General features: G+C 51.9%; 20 protein-coding genes, 1 tRNA gene and 1 pseudogene. 9 read left to right on the top strand and 13 right to left on the bottom strand.

Going from position 1 to position 14,715, the window contains the following annotated elements; translation table 11 throughout:
- Window positions 1-67 precede the first annotated feature (67 nt).
- Window positions 68-883, top strand: a complete 816-nt coding sequence (locus JW953_01445) for a hypothetical protein (GenBank protein ID MBN1991338.1) — start codon at window positions 68-70, stop codon at window positions 881-883.
- Window positions 884-939: 56 nt separating this feature from the next.
- Here JW953_01445 and JW953_01440 read toward each other — a convergent pair whose 3' ends face one another.
- The 3 genes from JW953_01440 to JW953_01430 all read right to left on the bottom strand — a co-directional run bounded on the left by JW953_01440 (window position 940) and on the right by JW953_01430 (window position 2,849).
- Entirely contained in the window at window positions 940-1,161 is a 222-nt protein-coding gene (locus tag JW953_01440) for a hypothetical protein (GenBank protein MBN1991337.1), read from the bottom strand.
- A complete protein-coding gene (locus JW953_01435) occupies window positions 1,155-1,802 on the bottom strand; it encodes a hypothetical protein (GenBank protein ID MBN1991336.1) in 648 nt (215 codons plus the stop codon). Before JW953_01435 ends, JW953_01440 begins: the two co-directional genes overlap by 7 nt.
- 174 nt (window positions 1,803-1,976) lie before the next feature.
- Window positions 1,977-2,849: a 3'-5' exonuclease gene (locus JW953_01430; GenBank protein MBN1991335.1), complete on the bottom strand. Its 873-nt coding sequence runs from the start codon at window positions 2,847-2,849 to the stop codon at window positions 1,977-1,979.
- Between the two features lie 138 nt (window positions 2,850-2,987).
- On the opposite strand from JW953_01430, the gene JW953_01425 reads away from it, so the two are divergent.
- Window positions 2,988-3,230, top strand: coding sequence for a helix-turn-helix transcriptional regulator (locus tag JW953_01425; GenBank protein MBN1991334.1), 243 nt, complete (start codon window positions 2,988-2,990; stop codon window positions 3,228-3,230).
- A gap of 139 nt (window positions 3,231-3,369) precedes the next feature.
- Here the strand turns inward: JW953_01425 and JW953_01420 are convergent, their stop codons facing one another.
- From JW953_01420 to JW953_01400, 5 genes are all read right to left on the bottom strand, one after another.
- A complete protein-coding gene (locus tag JW953_01420; protein ID MBN1991333.1) occupies window positions 3,370-3,789 on the bottom strand; it encodes a hypothetical protein in 420 nt (139 codons plus the stop codon).
- Between the two features lie 307 nt (window positions 3,790-4,096).
- Window positions 4,097-4,252, bottom strand: coding sequence for a hypothetical protein (locus tag JW953_01415; protein MBN1991332.1), 156 nt, complete (start codon window positions 4,250-4,252; stop codon window positions 4,097-4,099).
- Window positions 4,226-4,299 (bottom strand) — tRNA-Arg (locus tag JW953_01410). The genes JW953_01415 and JW953_01410 overlap by 27 nt, the downstream gene beginning before the upstream one ends.
- 139 nt (window positions 4,300-4,438) lie before the next feature.
- Window positions 4,439-4,813 (bottom strand): hypothetical protein, encoded by a 375-nt coding sequence (locus tag JW953_01405; protein MBN1991331.1) that lies wholly within the window; start codon window positions 4,811-4,813, stop codon window positions 4,439-4,441.
- A 5-nt stretch (window positions 4,814-4,818) separates the two neighbouring features.
- A complete protein-coding gene (locus JW953_01400; protein ID MBN1991330.1) occupies window positions 4,819-5,289 on the bottom strand; it encodes a hypothetical protein in 471 nt (156 codons plus the stop codon).
- Between the two features lie 306 nt (window positions 5,290-5,595).
- Here JW953_01400 and JW953_01395 point away from each other — a divergent pair, with 306 nt between their 5' ends.
- Together JW953_01395 and JW953_01390 are read left to right on the top strand one after the other, a co-directional pair.
- Window positions 5,596-6,369: a hypothetical protein gene (locus JW953_01395; protein MBN1991329.1), complete on the top strand. Its 774-nt coding sequence runs from the start codon at window positions 5,596-5,598 to the stop codon at window positions 6,367-6,369.
- Between the two features lie 41 nt (window positions 6,370-6,410).
- Window positions 6,411-6,974, top strand: a complete 564-nt coding sequence (locus JW953_01390; protein ID MBN1991328.1) for a dCTP deaminase — start codon at window positions 6,411-6,413, stop codon at window positions 6,972-6,974.
- Between the two features lie 36 nt (window positions 6,975-7,010).
- On the opposite strand, the gene JW953_01385 is transcribed toward JW953_01390, so the two are convergent.
- Window positions 7,011-8,243 (bottom strand): exonuclease SbcCD subunit D, encoded by a 1,233-nt coding sequence (locus tag JW953_01385; protein MBN1991327.1) that lies wholly within the window; start codon window positions 8,241-8,243, stop codon window positions 7,011-7,013.
- Window positions 8,244-8,488: 245 nt separating this feature from the next.
- Complete coding sequence (locus JW953_01380; protein ID MBN1991326.1) at window positions 8,489-8,770, bottom strand: hypothetical protein; 282 nt, start codon at window positions 8,768-8,770, stop codon at window positions 8,489-8,491.
- 92 nt (window positions 8,771-8,862) lie between these two features.
- On the opposite strand from JW953_01380, the gene JW953_01375 reads away from it, so the two are divergent.
- Complete coding sequence (locus tag JW953_01375; GenBank protein MBN1991325.1) at window positions 8,863-9,078, top strand: helix-turn-helix transcriptional regulator; 216 nt, start codon at window positions 8,863-8,865, stop codon at window positions 9,076-9,078.
- Here JW953_01375 and JW953_01370 read toward each other — a convergent pair.
- The 3 genes and pseudogenes from JW953_01370 to JW953_01360 all read right to left on the bottom strand — a co-directional run bounded on the left by JW953_01370 (window position 9,075) and on the right by JW953_01360 (window position 11,407).
- Window positions 9,075-9,793: pseudogene (locus JW953_01370) on the bottom strand (SfiI family type II restriction endonuclease). The gene JW953_01375 and the pseudogene JW953_01370 sit on opposite strands and share 4 nt — an antisense overlap.
- On the bottom strand, window positions 9,748-10,869 hold the full coding sequence (locus JW953_01365) for a site-specific DNA-methyltransferase (GenBank protein MBN1991324.1): 1,122 nt from the start codon (window positions 10,867-10,869) through the stop codon (window positions 9,748-9,750). The pseudogene JW953_01370 and the gene JW953_01365 overlap by 46 nt, the downstream one beginning before the upstream one ends.
- Before the next feature lie 94 nt (window positions 10,870-10,963).
- Window positions 10,964-11,407 (bottom strand): polymer-forming cytoskeletal protein, encoded by a 444-nt coding sequence (locus tag JW953_01360; protein MBN1991323.1) that lies wholly within the window; start codon window positions 11,405-11,407, stop codon window positions 10,964-10,966.
- Between the two features lie 244 nt (window positions 11,408-11,651).
- Here JW953_01360 and JW953_01355 point away from each other — a divergent pair, with 244 nt between their 5' ends.
- The 4 genes from JW953_01355 (at window position 11,652) to JW953_01340 (ending at window position 14,625) form a co-directional block, all read left to right on the top strand.
- On the top strand, window positions 11,652-12,113 hold the full coding sequence (locus JW953_01355; GenBank protein MBN1991322.1) for a hypothetical protein: 462 nt from the start codon (window positions 11,652-11,654) through the stop codon (window positions 12,111-12,113).
- A gap of 321 nt (window positions 12,114-12,434) precedes the next feature.
- Complete coding sequence (locus JW953_01350; GenBank protein MBN1991321.1) at window positions 12,435-13,109, top strand: peptidylprolyl isomerase; 675 nt, start codon at window positions 12,435-12,437, stop codon at window positions 13,107-13,109.
- A 116-nt stretch (window positions 13,110-13,225) separates the two neighbouring features.
- Window positions 13,226-14,248, top strand: a complete 1,023-nt coding sequence (gene rfbB / locus JW953_01345) for a dTDP-glucose 4,6-dehydratase (GenBank protein MBN1991320.1) — start codon at window positions 13,226-13,228, stop codon at window positions 14,246-14,248.
- 95 nt (window positions 14,249-14,343) lie between these two features.
- A complete protein-coding gene (locus JW953_01340) occupies window positions 14,344-14,625 on the top strand; it encodes a DUF433 domain-containing protein (protein MBN1991319.1) in 282 nt (93 codons plus the stop codon).
- The last annotated feature ends 90 nt before the right edge of the window (window positions 14,626-14,715 follow it).

Here is a 14,715-nt window from a genome sequence, read left to right as displayed (position 1 = left end):
TTCAATTGTTGACACCTTTCCCAAAACCCGGTAGAATCGAAAATAAAACCCCGCTAAGGAGCCGCGCATGTCCCAAAATTATTATCAGCAAAAATATAATTCCTGGTCTTTTGCCGCCGGGGGGTGTTTGGGCTTTATCCTCTCGGCCTGCCTTTGGTGTCCCCTCTTGGCCCTGGTCATCCAAACCACTACTCCCCCATCCACCCCTAGCCAATCGTCTCGCGCGCCCGTTATTGATCGCCCGGTTATTCCCGTTTCCACTCCTACCCCCCTGCCTCTTTCGTCTCCGCCCCCTACCGGGCCGCCCATCGCCGGGCCGCCTCCTACTGCTACCCCGGCCCCTCAACCTATTATTTTTAACGGCGCCGGCGATCTTATCCAGGAACTCAACAAGTGGCCCGGCCCGGCCATTGTCCACCTCACCGGCAACGCCGGCCAGCGCCACTTTGCCGTTGTTACCTATAACGCCAATGGCGACACCCTGGATTTGTTGGTTAACACCGCCGATGCTTACGACGGTCGAACCCTTATTGACTACACCGGCGAGCACACCACCCGCCTGGAGATTGACGCCGAAGGGGATTGGACCATAGAAATTCTGCCCTTAACCGCGGCCACTCTCTTGCCCGTGCCTGGCTCCATCGAGGGAAACGGCGACGATGTTTTGTTACTCTCCGGCGGCGTCCCGGATACGGCTGTTGTTACCGGCAATGCCTCCACTCGCCATTTTGCCCTTACCGTCTTTGGCCAGGGCCGCATGCTCGATGTTCCTATCAATACCGCCGACCCTTACGATGGGCAGGTGCTCGTCAATCGCCAGGCCCAACTCCTAAAATTCTCTGCCCATGGTCCCTGGGCCATCTCTATTGTCGCCGCGCCATAAATAAAAAGGGCTTATGGGATTTCTTTCCATAAGCCCCCTTGCCTTTGCGGGGTTTCTTAATCTTGCAGGGCCGCCCTTAGCTGCCGCCACACTTGCTCTTCTAACTCGTCCGGCGGCGCGGTCCAGTCGTCGGTGCATACCATCATCATCCCTCTGCTCCGCGTCTGGATCACGTTCAAAAACTTGCCGTCGGCCGGGCCTAACTCCCTCAGCCGCCGCTCCAGGTCTTTTCGCGAAAAACCACACTCCGGGTCCCAGCTCAGCACAATCTCTAACATATCTCCCCCCCTATCGGATACACCCGCTCCACGTAAGCGTAAGTGCGCCCGTCGTTGCCCGGCTTTTCGTACCATTCCACCGCAAACGGCTGCGGCGCGGTGAACATTTCCTCATAATTATTGTCGTTCCCCGCGTTCTGCCACTCCTGGTTGCGCTGGTTAAAAGTCTCGTTGCTAAAATGGTCTTCGCTGATCTCCGGCCACACCCCCCGGGCCAACTGGATCAGGCTGGCAATCCCCATCCGGCTGTACGCGCTGGCCGGGCGATAGTAGCCGTCCACGTAGAAATTAAGCTTCCACTTGTTCAAACTGCGCGTTTTAGAAATGCCAATGCTGCTGCACCGGCTCTTGTAAATCTCCTTGCGCCACTGTTGGCCGTCCGGCACTACCCTGGCCACCGGCTGAGCCGGGGCCGGGGATGGCGCAGTGGGCTGCGCCGGCGGCTGGTACGCCCGTACCGCTTGCCCGCCGGCAAACATCTGGTGATTCATCAGCCCAATTTCTTGCACCAACTGCGCCAGCGTCTGGTTGGTCTGCCGGCTGCTCTGTAATAAAGCCGCCAGCGCCTCCTGCACGCCGTTGCCCGCCGGGGCCTCAACCACCGGCGCTACTGCCGTTTGCGTTCCATTTGCCTTGTTCATGCTTAAAATCCTTTCTTTTTTACAAAAAAACTTTTACTTATTAATCAAAGTTGAGTCTACCCGACTCACACGAGTCATGGACTCTGTGACTCTGCGGGGGTTTTCGGGAAAAATTTGCTCGCAAAAAGACGACTCATGCTGCATGACTCCATGACTCGTATGAGTCGACTCGACTCAACTTTGCTGTTTTAGCCCCGCCAGATACCTGGCCAGGCGCAAAACGCTCTCGCAATCGCCCGCGGCCGTGTGCGCCGGCCCGGGTTTCAGGCCGCATTGCCACAGCCTGTCCGCCAGGCGGCCGCTCTTGCGCCGGTCGTGTTGGGCCTCAAACCAATCGTACCGCCCAAACGCCTCGTCAGCCAGGGCTTTGGTGCACACCCACTCAATCCCCCACTCTGGCGGCGTAAACAGCGCGTCAAAGGCCGCGTTGTGGGCCACCACCGTTCGGCCCTGCAAAATCTGCTTCAGTAGCGGCGCTACCTCGCCCCACGTGGGCGCGGCGGCTACGCTGGTCGGGTCCAGGCCGTTGGTCTCGCTGATCCGGGCCGGGATGCCGCGCTGCGGGTTCACCCGGCTATGAAACACCAGGCGGCCCTTTGCGTCCATTACCGCCGCCTCAATTACCTGGTGGTATTTCGCGCTGGCCGTGGTGGTATACCCGCCTCCAACTTCGCGCGCCTGCACCCCGCGCCGCAAGCCTGTTGTTTCATAATCTAAAAACAATGGCTCCGCCGCCAATACCGCCCGCATCTTCTGCGCCACGCTAAACGGCACGGTTGAATGAACCCTAACTTCCCTCTCCTCGTAGGAGGGGGCCGGGGGGAGGTTTTCCACCAGCGCCTGGGCCTGGGCCTGGGCCTCGGCTGCCGCGCGCGCGTCGGCGCTAATAGCGGCTTGGTACTGCAACAATTCGCGCAGGCCCGCCACCGTCGCCTCGGCCTCGGCCACCGCCGCTCGCTCGTCCAGCGCCGCTTGCTCGGCCGGCGGCGCGGCTTCTTCAAAAACTATCCTGATTGCGCACGTTGCGCGGTCTATGATGATTTGCATTTATGAACCTCGTTGTAACAAGTTACAATAATAATACCACAAGTTAAAATAAATGTCAATATGTAAATAAATTATTGATACATCTTGACAAATTATAGTAACCTGTGGTATACTCCAAGTATCATTCAGGAGGTGCCAATGGAAATGGCTATTCGCAGCAGGGTAAAACTGCTGCACGCTCGGAAGGAAGTAGAAGAAGGCCGATCTATCCCCTATCGGGAAATTAGTCAAAAAACCGGCCTATCCACACGAACTCTATCTGCCTTATTCAATAACGAGACAACGTTGTACGCGGCCAATACATTGAGCCAACTATGTTCATATTATGGTTGCGCAATAGGGGACTTGATAGAGCATGTTCCTGAAGAGATAGCAGCATAAAAAAGAACACCCCCATCAGAGTGGAGGCGTTCTTTTTTGTGTTTCGCCATTTTCATGGCTCTTTACTATTTGTCATTGCTCCTAACCGACGCCAATCAACGTGGAGCAACAACTTAACAACCGCACTAAGGCGGATTGCTTACTTCTTTCGAGTTTCTTCTGTACGGAGAAACTCGTCTATATCATCTACTTCACTGTCCAAATCCGCCTTTATAGCATAATATTGTCTGGCGCAATCCTGGATTAGATTGGGCATGTTTCCTAAGATTTCTCGATCTTCCTCATTATCAATACTCAGCCTTGCTAAGGCTTGTTGATATAGGTCTTCTTCATATGCCCATTCTGAACCTATGTCGTAGTATGTATCTATTTTGTTCAAGAGATTTGTAAACTCTTCCTCTTTGAATATTTTAGATCGAGTAAGCAGGCGTAATGTTCGTCCTGCATTATAAAAAAATCCTGAGTTGAACCCTGCTATTTCATCTTGACCATCGCTAACCATAACATCGGCTAATATCTCGAGTGCTCGTGATATTTCGGAAATAGTAGAATGTTTCATTTACTCACCTTAACTATGTACCAATCTCTTTCGGCGGCTAACCAGTAGAGATTGGCTAACACAACCAATCCAAAGGATTGGAGGATTAACTTATCATCAGAAGCTTTAAGCTGTTTACTCTCTTTATTCTTATAATCGGCTTACTGCTGGAAATCTACAGACTCCATTTAATCTGCAAAGGATTAAGATTTCTTTATCACCGGCAGATCATAGCCACAAACGACGCCAGCGAAAACCCAACGCGGAATAATCCGTATGTGTCGCAATGGTACAAAGATCGGCTCGACAACCTCTATCCCGTAGAGAATTATACAGCAGCGCCGCCCGCCACCACCGCCAAGTAGATGGCGGGCGGCAACACCCTTAACCCCGCCCCCGGTAGGGCGAGAAAGGCAGGTGAACCGTCAAAACCCACAACTAAATAGGCTTCGACCAGCACCTCCGAAGGGACTCGAACCCCCAACCCTCAGTTCCGAAGACTGATGCTCTATCCAATTGAGCTACGGAGGCATAAGTTGTTAGCCGTAATTATACTTTGCCCCGGGTGTATGTCAAAAGTTGACCCTTTTTTGCCCGACGAACAACCGATTTATTGACGGTCTTTGAGCAATGTCGTTGGTCGTTGGTCATTTGTCGGCTTTCTCATGCGTTATGAACCACCCCGATCATGAATAGAAATAAACCCCTTTTTCACCAACTCGCCGTGAGCGCGCCGGGCCACTGTTTGGTCGGGGGCGGCGGCCAGCATGCCGGCCAGGGTTTTACCGGCTACCGCCCAGTTAGGCCCTTTGTCCATATAAACGTGCAATAAGTAGCCCCGGGGACACCGGTAAATATCGTAACAATTTACCGTCAGGGCAAAGCCATGCCCCTCCACAATACGCCGGCCCGCAAAATTCACCTGATTGCCCTCCACGGCGGTTATTTGGCTGACCTGCTCAATAGCCTGTTTAACCGGCCCGGCAGAAGCGTTTTCCAATTCAATCAGGCCCAGGGCCTGGCGGGCAGCATTAATCTTGTTCATAAGGGTCAACCTCCTGATGAAATGGGAGGAAAGGCAGCCCGATTCCGCTGAGACCAAAACATCCCCCCCATGGCGCCCAAACCGGCAATAATGCCCCAGTTCAAGAAACTGCAAAAGGCGCTGGTGGTTAAAGTGGTTTGCCAGTAGTCGGCGGTATCGGTGATGATAAATTCTGATAAGCCCAATTCTTGCATTAAAATAGGTAATTGTTCCAGATTGGTAATTAAAACTGTGCTAATGATGACGGCCAGGATTTGACCCAGCACCGCGCCAAGGCCGGCTATCCCGCCGGCCACAATGCCCTTGTTAACACTGGCGTTGGCGGTTTGGCATTGGTCAAACCAGCCGGCCAGGTAACCTACCCCAAGCCCCAGCAGGGGCGTAAAACAGAGGGTGCAAAAGGGCGAGATGAGGGTGATACTGCTCACATAAATAAAGGCAACCGCCACCCCAATCAGACCTGCTTTAATCATCATTAATTCTCCCGTGCCAGGCCAGTATAACACCAAGCCACACTATTAGCAATGCGGCTTTTCTGGATTGACGCTCAACCATTTCTATGCTAAATTCAGGATTGCTTTTTTAATTGGCAGTACGGCCAGGTTACCCAAAGTGCACTATTTAAGTAGGGGCTTACGCAAATTGTTGATGCGTTTCAGGTGACAGTAATCGTAGGGACAGCGCCTTGTGCCTGTCCTCCGGGGCGACCACAAGGGTACGCCCCTACTGTCATCTGAAACTTAATCCTGGAGGGAATAATCAACTCTATCAAACACTTTCTTGTGGCAAACGACCAGGATATTGTTGAATTTAGGCCGGTTGGCCGGCGCTGGTGGGGGGTGGTTTTATTATTGCTGCCCACCCTGGCCTGCCTGACCAATACCCCGGTAGCCCAGGTGGCCACGCCTCACTTTACTCGAACCCCCTTGCCTACTTTTACTGTAACCCCGCTGCCGCCAACCGCCACTCCCGTACCAACGCCTACCAATACCCCTATCTATACCGATACGCCTATCCCTACCCCCACTTTTACCAATACACCGGCGCCCACTGATACCCCTATCCCGCCCACCCATACGCCCGCGCCCACCGCCGCGCCGCCAACCGCCACCCCTGTTCCGCCAACGCCAACCCCTGTACCGGCTCCCCAATCGCCGTTGGCCACGCCCACGGCCACGCCTCTGCCGGATACACCGCCGGGCCGATATGAGGAAGAAGGCATGGAAGGAGAGCAAAATTGCGCCCACGTTGGCGTGTATGGCCATGTATTCCAAAGAAGCGGCGGCGCTCCGGTGCCTTATGTCACCATCCAGATAAAAGGCGATGAAGACCAATTCAAAGGCCCCTATATTGGCAAAACAAACGAGAATGGAGATTATACAATCCTGATTGCTGAATTGAATGGTGACCTCAACGGCGTTGAATTTGAAGCAGAGGTTATCGGCGGGGCGGGGGTAGAGTCGTTAGATACACCCGATTGGGAAGTGAGCGACGATTGTAAAAAAGACGGGGCCATCCAGGTAATGAGAATTGACTGGAAACGAAAGGATTCCTAAAAAAAATCCAAGTCAGAAATTCAAAACAGAGAGGTTTTTTTATGAGCATCAAACCGGACCATTGGATTGAAAGAATGGCTTTAACTTACGGCATGATTGAACCGTTTGAAGCGGGCCAGGTAAAAGAGGGCGTTATTTCTTATGGCGTTTCCTCTTACGGTTACGACATTCGAGTGGCGGATGAATTTAAGATTTTTACCAATGTCAACAACACGGTGGTAGACCCCAAACATTTTGATAACCGTTCTTTTGTGGAAGTAAAAGGCGATATTTGCACTATTCCCCCCAACTCATTTGCCCTGGCCCGCACCGTTGAATATTTTCGCATTCCGCGCGATATCCTCACCATTTGCGTGGGTAAAAGCACCTACGCCCGCTGCGGTATTATTGTCAACGTAACTCCCTTTGAACCGGAATGGGAAGGGTACGTGACCCTGGAAATTTCCAACACCACGCCCTTGCCGGCTCGCATCTACGCCAACGAAGGCATTGCCCAGGTGGTCTTTTTCCAGGCCGACGAGCAGTGCCGCACCTCTTATGCCGATAAAAAGGGCAAGTACCAAAAACAAATTGGCATTACCCTGCCCAAGATTGATCAAAAATAGATAGCTTGTAGAGCGTCTTGCCTTAAAAGTTAAAGGCTATTCCCCTCTAAAAATCACTTCGGCATAACGCATTAACTGTTCTTTACGTTCTGGGGGGGCTTCTTTGGAATCTAGATAAAGCTCCAAAATCTGTTGAGGCGTTAGCGCCTCGGCAGAGATCCCGCCTAACCGGCGATGTTGGACCCGGTCAATGTCGCGCGCAATGCTGGCAATGTAGCTGCTGTCATTCAGGGCCTGGCGGATAGGCTTGTCATCAAGCAAAATTTCCTGGGCTTCGGTGGCCTTGATGACGAGCCGGACCACGGCTTCTTTGACGCTGTGTTGTTCCAACTCGTCCAGAATGGCTGTCAGGGGGTCATCCGCCCCCGTAACGTCAAGGCGAATGGTTAAAAAACGACGCGCCTCAACCGGAACAAACTCCCAGGTAGTGTGGCCCCGCTCAATCTGGGCCATCACAAAACCTTTGCGTTCCCCCTCTTCGCCAAAATCAATCCGTTCCAGGCTGCCGGGGTAAACAATGGGGGGATGCTGCCCGCCGTTCAGCTCTTGGTGCTTGTGAACATGGCCCAGGGCCACGTAATCCCAGGCCGGGTTGTCCAACACGCTTTTGAGCACCACCACATCGCGGCCAATCATCACGCTTTGTTCGCTGCCCTGCCTGGCCCCGCTCACCGAAAGATGCGCCGTGAGCACCGCCGGAACGTCGGGCAACTCGCCGGCTTCGGCGGCCAGGTCGGCCAGGTTATCGCCCAAAATACGGCCAAGTTCCATATCCAGGTCATCGAGAGTCATATTTTTATACTGCTCCCGGCTCAACAACCGGCTACGTTGGGGATAGGGCACCGTGGCCACCTGTAGCGGTTGGCCGCGTTTGCAGGTGATTTGATGCACCTGCTCCCGGTCGGCCACAATAACGCCGGGCACGTCAAATACGCCAAAAATTTCCAGGCTGCTGGCCGCGCGGTCGGCCGTAGCCATATCGTGATTGCCCACCAGCAAAATAACCGGCACCTTCTCGTCGGACAGGCGTTTGATGCGGCGGGCAAATTCGCGTTGAAAGGTGGGATTGGGCCGTTGATTTTTGTAAGCGTCCCCGGCAAAAATGCAAACATCCACCTCTCGTTCCAGGGCCAGGTCAATCACCTGGCTAAGCCGGCGCAAAAAATCAACCACGCGGCTATTCAGGCCCGATACGGCATCGAGCCGGCCGTAGTTTTCAATGCCAATATGAATGTCGGCTAAGTGGAGTAAATTAATGGGTTGGCTCATGGGGAAATTCGGTTATGTCTCTATGCCCCGTTGCCTGGCTGCGCCCGTTGCCGGGCCAACCAAACACCTGATTTTTTGGTGGCGAACACTTTTATTGGTCAAACTGACCTTTCTCCAAGTGTAATAAAACGTTCAGGCTTGGTTGGATCTTGCCTAAATCAATCGTTTACTTTATCATACAAAAAGAAAAGCTGCAAAGCGCGCTCAAATTCGCAGGCTTTAATATCATAGCCCCGCCTGATTGTTCAAAGTTGGTCTTGTGGTGGTTGGCCAGAAGATTTCTGTTTGCGTTTGGGCAGAAACTTTTCTACCAAAGCGGCCAGGCGGGCAATTTCTGTTTGTAAGCCGTTTACTCTATTTTCAAGCGTATCTATTTTGCCGCGCAATTCATAGCGGTTAATGTTGGCGACGGTTTGAAACTCATAGAGTTTATCAATGTGTTGCAAAGTATGCCCTATTGCCATTTCAACCGTCAATTTACCATTTTCATAATCAGATAGGATTTGTTTGTGGTCGTAAGTGCCCATAGAATGATTTCCTTTTTTCAAAACCCTGTGAAGCTATAGCTTCACAGGATAATAACATATTATTTGACTGGCGTCAAGTTTACAAGAGTTTTATGGAAAAATTTGGGGAGAAATTGCGCTTTTTGCGTAATCAAAAAAGTTTTACGCTGCGACAGTTGGCTGATATGCTTGAGGTCAGCCATAGCTATATTGGACAAATGGAGAGAGGTGAGAAAGTCCCTAATGTAGATATGGTGCTAAAAATTGCCCAAATCTTTAATGTTTCTACCGATGCGTTGATAAAGGATGAAGTGGAGCTAGAGGATTAGTCGCTCCACACGAAATTATGGGGAGGCAGAGGGATTTTTTGCACGCGCCAACCGGCTTTGACTGCTAACCAGTCAAACGCTAGGCGTACTCGAAATGGTTCTCCTCTTGAGGGCGCATTTCTGCCCACTTTCCATATATTGTGTTATCGCAAGATGGGTTATACTTTTCTTGAAGCAAGCCATTTGGCAAAGCGGCGAGGGTGATGGATTTTAATTCTTTGTGATAACCATCTGTCTCCTCGTAGTTATATTTAACAAAGATGGTCGTGGTAATATAACTTATGTTGCGGATGGTCAAAATTTTTGGCAAAGTTCCCTCAACTTCAACGTTTTGTTTGGCTCTAAATTGGCGCACAATCATAGAGAATTGAGAAGTTTGTAAAGTTGCTGTGCCCTGGCCGTCTATTTTTTCAGCTTTAGAGTCGACAAATAGTGCCTGGCGGATAGCATACTCTGGATGAAACAAATATCTGGCGCGTTTATAATCAATTTTTCCGAATAGCCGTTGGTCAATCTTGGCCATGCCCATTCTATCCAAAGCCTCGCGGGTGATGTCTTCACCTATATCCGCCACTAAATCACTTTCCGCATGAAAGATTTCGATAGCGGTATCCCGATAGTCGTAAATGGCTTGCGTCACCAGCCGGAGCGATGCTTTTTCTATTTCTTCTAGTCGGGCAAGGTCATTTGTGAGTTGTTTTGGATCAAGCAGTATGTTTCACCATTATCACTTTTATCAGGCCGCAAGTCTAATTGTTGTTGAGCCGTTGCTTTTTGAATGTTTGTTTGGGCTAAGTTTACGTATTTTTCAATTAATTCTATGCCAATAAATCGCCGGTTTTGCTGAATTGCGGCGATGGCGGTTGTGCCGCTGCCCATAAAACAATCAAGCACAATATCGTGCGTTTCGGTCAATAGTTGAATGAAGCGGCGGGGCAATTCCAGAGGGAACTTTGCTTCATGGTTATCATTTGCCCGCACCGATGGAATATGCCAGACCCCGCGCGAACCCCAGTCTCGCCACTCCTTGGGGGTTAATCTGGTTCTATCAACTTTGGTCACGCCGGGCTTCCAGAACACGTACAAATACTCAAACTCATCCACTGATTTGTAAGATAAACTGTGCCAGCGCGAATTTTCCCAGGCGGCGTCTTTTACCCAGGCGCGTCTATCATACATATAGAAACCCGCCTTAAGCCCCCATTCTTCAATAAGACCACCCACAATTTTTATCCTGGTTTGTGTTTCATATTTGCCGCCCCGGATGTTGTTGCCGTTGAGCCGGCGGTCAACAGTTTGCTCACTACAGCCTAATAGTTTGGCAATTTGGTAACGGTTATAATCAGGGTGTGCAGCCATAGCCTGGAGCACATCCTCTCGTGTCACCGTTGAACGCCTGCTGCTAACCACTTCAGCTTGGATTTTTGGTATCGAGGGGTCTTTAAAAACTAAAATGTCGGCAATATTGATAACCAGAAATCCGCCTGGTTTAATGATGGGAAAATGGAGATTGATGACATAAGCCAGTAGACTTTGCCAATCTTTAAATGATAAATCCGATTCGTATTCTTTGCCAACAAAATAAGGGGGTGACCAGATGCTCAGGGCAATGCTGTTTGGCTGAATTTTAGGCAGAAGTTCTCGCACGTCGCCTTGATAAACGTGATCTACGGCTAATGCGTCGTCAATCTGTTCGCTTTGATAAACATTTGCCAGATGACGTTGTAAGTCTGGTGGCAGCCTATTGATGTTAAAACTTGTCTTATCAGTTTTATTTACAGAGGTCCCCATTGTAAACTCTCCCATGCTTTCCGATAGTATACCATTAATCGGCATAGAACGCATGTTTACATTGGGGTGTAGAATTGGAGCCGGCCAACAAGGCCTATCCTTCGGTTGCCGCGTCAGCAGGGGGTTGCTCAGGAGCAGGTGCTGTTTTTACTTCCGCCGCAGCGGCCCCTATGGGGGGCGGCGGCAATTCCTCTTTCATGGCCAGCTTGCCCCGGAAATAACCGTCGTCATCCAGCAAAAAGCTGCCCACGTCAACATCCCCCCACACCTTGCCGGTGCTCAATATTTCCAACCGGCCCGTGGCTTTGATTTGGCCGGTCACCGCCCCACTCACCGACACATTCTCGGCAATAAGGTTGGCGGCTACTTTGGCTTGCGGACCAACCACAATGTTGCCCACGGTTTCAATCACGCCCTCCTCGCAAATACCGTCAATCCGCACGCTGCCATCGCACACCAGCCGGCCCTTAAAATTGGTATTGGCCCCAATCACGGTTTCTATTTTGTCAATAGGCGGGGATTTTTTTCTGCCCAGCACGCTTGCCTCCTGAGTCCAGTTTTGAGGATAATCCAGGCAGACTATACTCCATCTCAAAACAATTGTCAATGCCTCCCCCTGCCCTGAGCGCGTCCAAAATTTTTTGGAAAGCACAGGGGGGAATTGGGGGGACGCCCCCCACACCCCCCGGTCCTCCTAAAATGTCGGACAGACTCCCTGCCCTCGACAAATCAAAGATTTGTGGTAAAGTATCACTTTGCAAAATTTGTTCGAGGAGGCAACTATGTCCAAACAATTTTTATTACGTCCTGTTCTGGCCCTGTGGCCGGCCGGCCTGCTTTTGGTTGGCTTAAACCTGGCGGCTTGCGGGGGCGCTGCCGTTACACCCGAAACGCCAACCGCGCCTGCCCCCACAGAAGCAGCCAACGCCCCGGCCACCACTGCGACAGAACCACCGGCAACGCCGGAAAAGGAAACCGAAGCTGCCGCCGAAGCGCCGCCGGCCGGCGAACCGGAAGCCGCTGCGGAGCCAGAAACGCCGGTTATATCTGCCGCGGGCCAGGCGCCTGGCTGCCAGGCCGTAGACCCCCAGAGCGACCAACTGACAGGCGTCATTACGGCCCTCAGCGCCTATATAGATGAATCTCCCCCCACCGACGCGATTGCCGCCGTAACCGCTGCGGATTGGGTGAAAGGCCCGGCCAATGCGCCGGTGACCATTATTGAATATGGCGATTTCCAGTGACCGGCTTGCGCCAGCATCTCTCCCGTGTTGGAGGGAGTCAAAACAAGCCTGGGTAACGACGCGCGCATCGTTTATCGCCATTTTCCCTTGATTAGCATTCACGATAAAGCCCAAATAACAGCCGAAGCAGCCGAAGCAGCTGGCGCCCAGGATAAATTTTGGGAAATGCACGATATTTTGTACGAACGGCAAAGTGAATGGAGCCGCCTGCCCAAAGACAATATCATTGACACGCTGGTTGGCTACGCCAAAGAGGTTGGCGTGGAAAACCTTGATCAGTTCAAGGGCGACCTGGAAAATGAAACTTACGCCGAAAAAGTAATGGCCGACTACGAGGCCGCAGTTGGGGCGGGCTTGCCCGGCACGCCCACTTTTTTTGCCAACCAACGTTATATTCCCCTGAGCGATTTAAGCCAATTTCAAATCCCCCCCTTTACGGGCTTGAGTCTTTTTAGCAAAATCAATCAACTCAAGGCGCAGGATAAGTGGCAGTGGTACCGGCAGCCGGAACAGGTTATTGACCCGGAAAAAGAGTATACGGCCACCATAAAAACCGAGAAAGGCGATATTGTGGTGGAACTTTTTGCGGATACCGCGCCCATAAATGTCAACAGTTTTGTTTTTTTGGCCAATCAGGGTTGGTATAAAGGCGTTACCTTTCACCGGGTTTTGCCCGGCTTTGTGGCCCAGGGGGGCGACCCCACCGGCCTGGGGCTGGGTTTCCCCGGCTATCGCTGTAGCGACGAAGTTACCGCCGAACGTAGTTTTGACGGGGCAGGGATGGTGGCCCTGGCCAATAACGGCCCCGACACCAACGGCAGCCAATTTTTTATTACCTACGATGCCGCGCCCAATTTGAACGATGGCTTTACCATTTTGGGCCGGGTGATTGAGGGGCAGGATGTGGCCGAAAACATCACCCCCCGCGACCCCCAAGCCAACCCGGCTGCCCCGCCGGGCGATAAAATTATTGATATTACCGTTAAAGAAATGTAGCAGAGCAGGGTAGCAGGTAGCACCAGGTAATTTTTATTTTGTGCTGCTACCTGCTACCTGCTACCTTGCTACTTTGCTACCTTACAACCTAACCAATATCAGGGAGGCTAACACTGATGAAAAACTTTTTGGTAACAGGCGGGGCCGGTTTTATTGGCTCCAACTTTGTGCATCTTTTGTTGGATAAGTATGACCGCATTAACGTGGTGGTGTTTGACAAATTGACCTACGCGGGCAACCCGGACAACCTGGCCCCGGTGGCCCGTGATCCCCGCTACCACTTTTATCAAGGCGATATTTGCGACGCCGCCGCCGTTGACAACGTTATCCAAAAACACCACATTGACGTGATTGTCAATTTTGCCGCCGAAACGCACGTGGACCGCTCGTTGATGGAGCCGGGCAGTTTTATTCAAACCGACGTGTACGGCACCTACGTTTTGCTGGAGGCGGCCAAAAAATATGGGCTGGAGCGTTATCACCAGGTGAGCACCGACGAAGTGTACGGCCAGGTGTTGGCAGGCCGCTCCACCGAAGAAGACCGCCTGCATACTCGCAGCCCCTACTCGGCCAGCAAGGCCGGGGGCGATTTGATGTGCCTGGCCTATTACACCAGCTTTGATGTGCCGGTCACCCTGACCCGGGGGGCCAATAACGTTGGCCCTTACCAATACCCTGAAAAAGTGGTGCCCCTTTTCATCACCAACGCCATAGACAACCAGCCCCTGCCCCTCTACGGCGACGGCAAACAAATGCGCGATTACCAGTACGTGTTGGACCACTGCCAAGCCATTGACCTGGTTTTGCAGCGGGGCCAAATTGGCCAGATCTACAACATCGGCACCGGCGCCGAAATGCGCAACATTGACATGGCCCGTTTGATTCTCAAACTGCTCAACAAACCCGAAAGCCTGCTCCAACCCATTACCGACCGCCCCGGCCACGATCGGCGTTACGCCCTGGATATTGGCAAAATTTGCGGCCTGGGCTGGGAGCCGGCCCACACCTGCGCGCAGGCCATTGAGTCTACGGTCAAGTGGTATGTTGAAAATGAGTCCTGGTGGCGCAAAATCAAGAGTGGAGAACGGTATAAAGAGTATTACCAGCAGCAGTATGCGGGCCGTGAGATAAAAGCTTAGGGCTAACGGTTTAGCAACTTCTGTGGTTTGAATAATTTGTGTATAGCCGGTCTCTTGGGCATAATACCCGTGATTAACTTTCTGGAGGGCATTTAATGAGTGAATTTGTGGCCGAAATTGTCGGCGGTGAACCCTATCAATACTATCCCTTGGGCCAATATGTAGTGCGAGCTATTGATGTTTGTGGAGGCCGGCCCACTTTTAAATATACTCGCATTGAGATAACCGGAACCCTGGAACGCCTGGCTGCCGGCGAAAATATTGAGGAAATTGTTGAAGGCTATGGCGGCCGTGTTTCTCAAGAAGCAATTATTGAAGCCGTAAAACTCGTTACCACCCAATTTATCAAAACATTACCCAAATTAGAACCGGTTTGATGATTGTGGTTCTTCCAGAATTTCCGTGGTGTAGGGGCAGGTCTTGTGCCTGCCCAGGGCGACCACAAGGATTCGCCCCTACATATTGGG

This window comes from Anaerolineae bacterium (genome assembly GCA_016931895.1).
Taxonomy (GTDB): domain Bacteria; phylum Chloroflexota; class Anaerolineae; order 4572-78; family J111; genus JAFGNV01.
This window is presented reverse-complemented; position numbering and strand designations above follow the sequence as displayed.

Bases quoted from the DNA above. Each gene is read 5' to 3' on its own strand.
- JW953_01445 (MBN1991338.1), top strand. From the start codon at position 68: ATGTCCCAAAATTATTATCAGCAAAAATATAATTCCTGGTCTTTTGCC.
- JW953_01440 (MBN1991337.1), bottom strand. From the start codon at position 1,161: ATGTTAGAGATTGTGCTGAGCTGGGACCCGGAGTGTGGTTTTTCGCGA.
- JW953_01435 (MBN1991336.1), bottom strand. From the start codon at position 1,802: ATGAACAAGGCAAATGGAACGCAAACGGCAGTAGCGCCGGTGGTTGAG.
- JW953_01430 (MBN1991335.1), bottom strand. From the start codon at position 2,849: ATGCAAATCATCATAGACCGCGCAACGTGCGCAATCAGGATAGTTTTT.
- JW953_01425 (MBN1991334.1), top strand. From the start codon at position 2,988: ATGGAAATGGCTATTCGCAGCAGGGTAAAACTGCTGCACGCTCGGAAG.
- JW953_01420 (MBN1991333.1), bottom strand. From the start codon at position 3,789: ATGAAACATTCTACTATTTCCGAAATATCACGAGCACTCGAGATATTA.
- JW953_01405 (MBN1991331.1), bottom strand. From the start codon at position 4,813: ATGAACAAGATTAATGCTGCCCGCCAGGCCCTGGGCCTGATTGAATTG.
- JW953_01400 (MBN1991330.1), bottom strand. From the start codon at position 5,289: ATGATGATTAAAGCAGGTCTGATTGGGGTGGCGGTTGCCTTTATTTAT.
- JW953_01390 (MBN1991328.1), top strand. From the start codon at position 6,411: ATGAGCATCAAACCGGACCATTGGATTGAAAGAATGGCTTTAACTTAC.
- JW953_01385 (MBN1991327.1), bottom strand. From the start codon at position 8,243: ATGAGCCAACCCATTAATTTACTCCACTTAGCCGACATTCATATTGGC.
- JW953_01380 (MBN1991326.1), bottom strand. From the start codon at position 8,770: ATGGGCACTTACGACCACAAACAAATCCTATCTGATTATGAAAATGGT.
- JW953_01375 (MBN1991325.1), top strand. From the start codon at position 8,863: ATGGAAAAATTTGGGGAGAAATTGCGCTTTTTGCGTAATCAAAAAAGT.
- JW953_01365 (MBN1991324.1), bottom strand. From the start codon at position 10,869: ATGGGGACCTCTGTAAATAAAACTGATAAGACAAGTTTTAACATCAAT.
- JW953_01355 (MBN1991322.1), top strand. From the start codon at position 11,652: ATGTCCAAACAATTTTTATTACGTCCTGTTCTGGCCCTGTGGCCGGCC.
- JW953_01350 (MBN1991321.1), top strand. From the start codon at position 12,435: ATGGCCGACTACGAGGCCGCAGTTGGGGCGGGCTTGCCCGGCACGCCC.
- rfbB (MBN1991320.1), top strand. From the start codon at position 13,226: ATGAAAAACTTTTTGGTAACAGGCGGGGCCGGTTTTATTGGCTCCAAC.
- JW953_01340 (MBN1991319.1), top strand. From the start codon at position 14,344: ATGAGTGAATTTGTGGCCGAAATTGTCGGCGGTGAACCCTATCAATAC.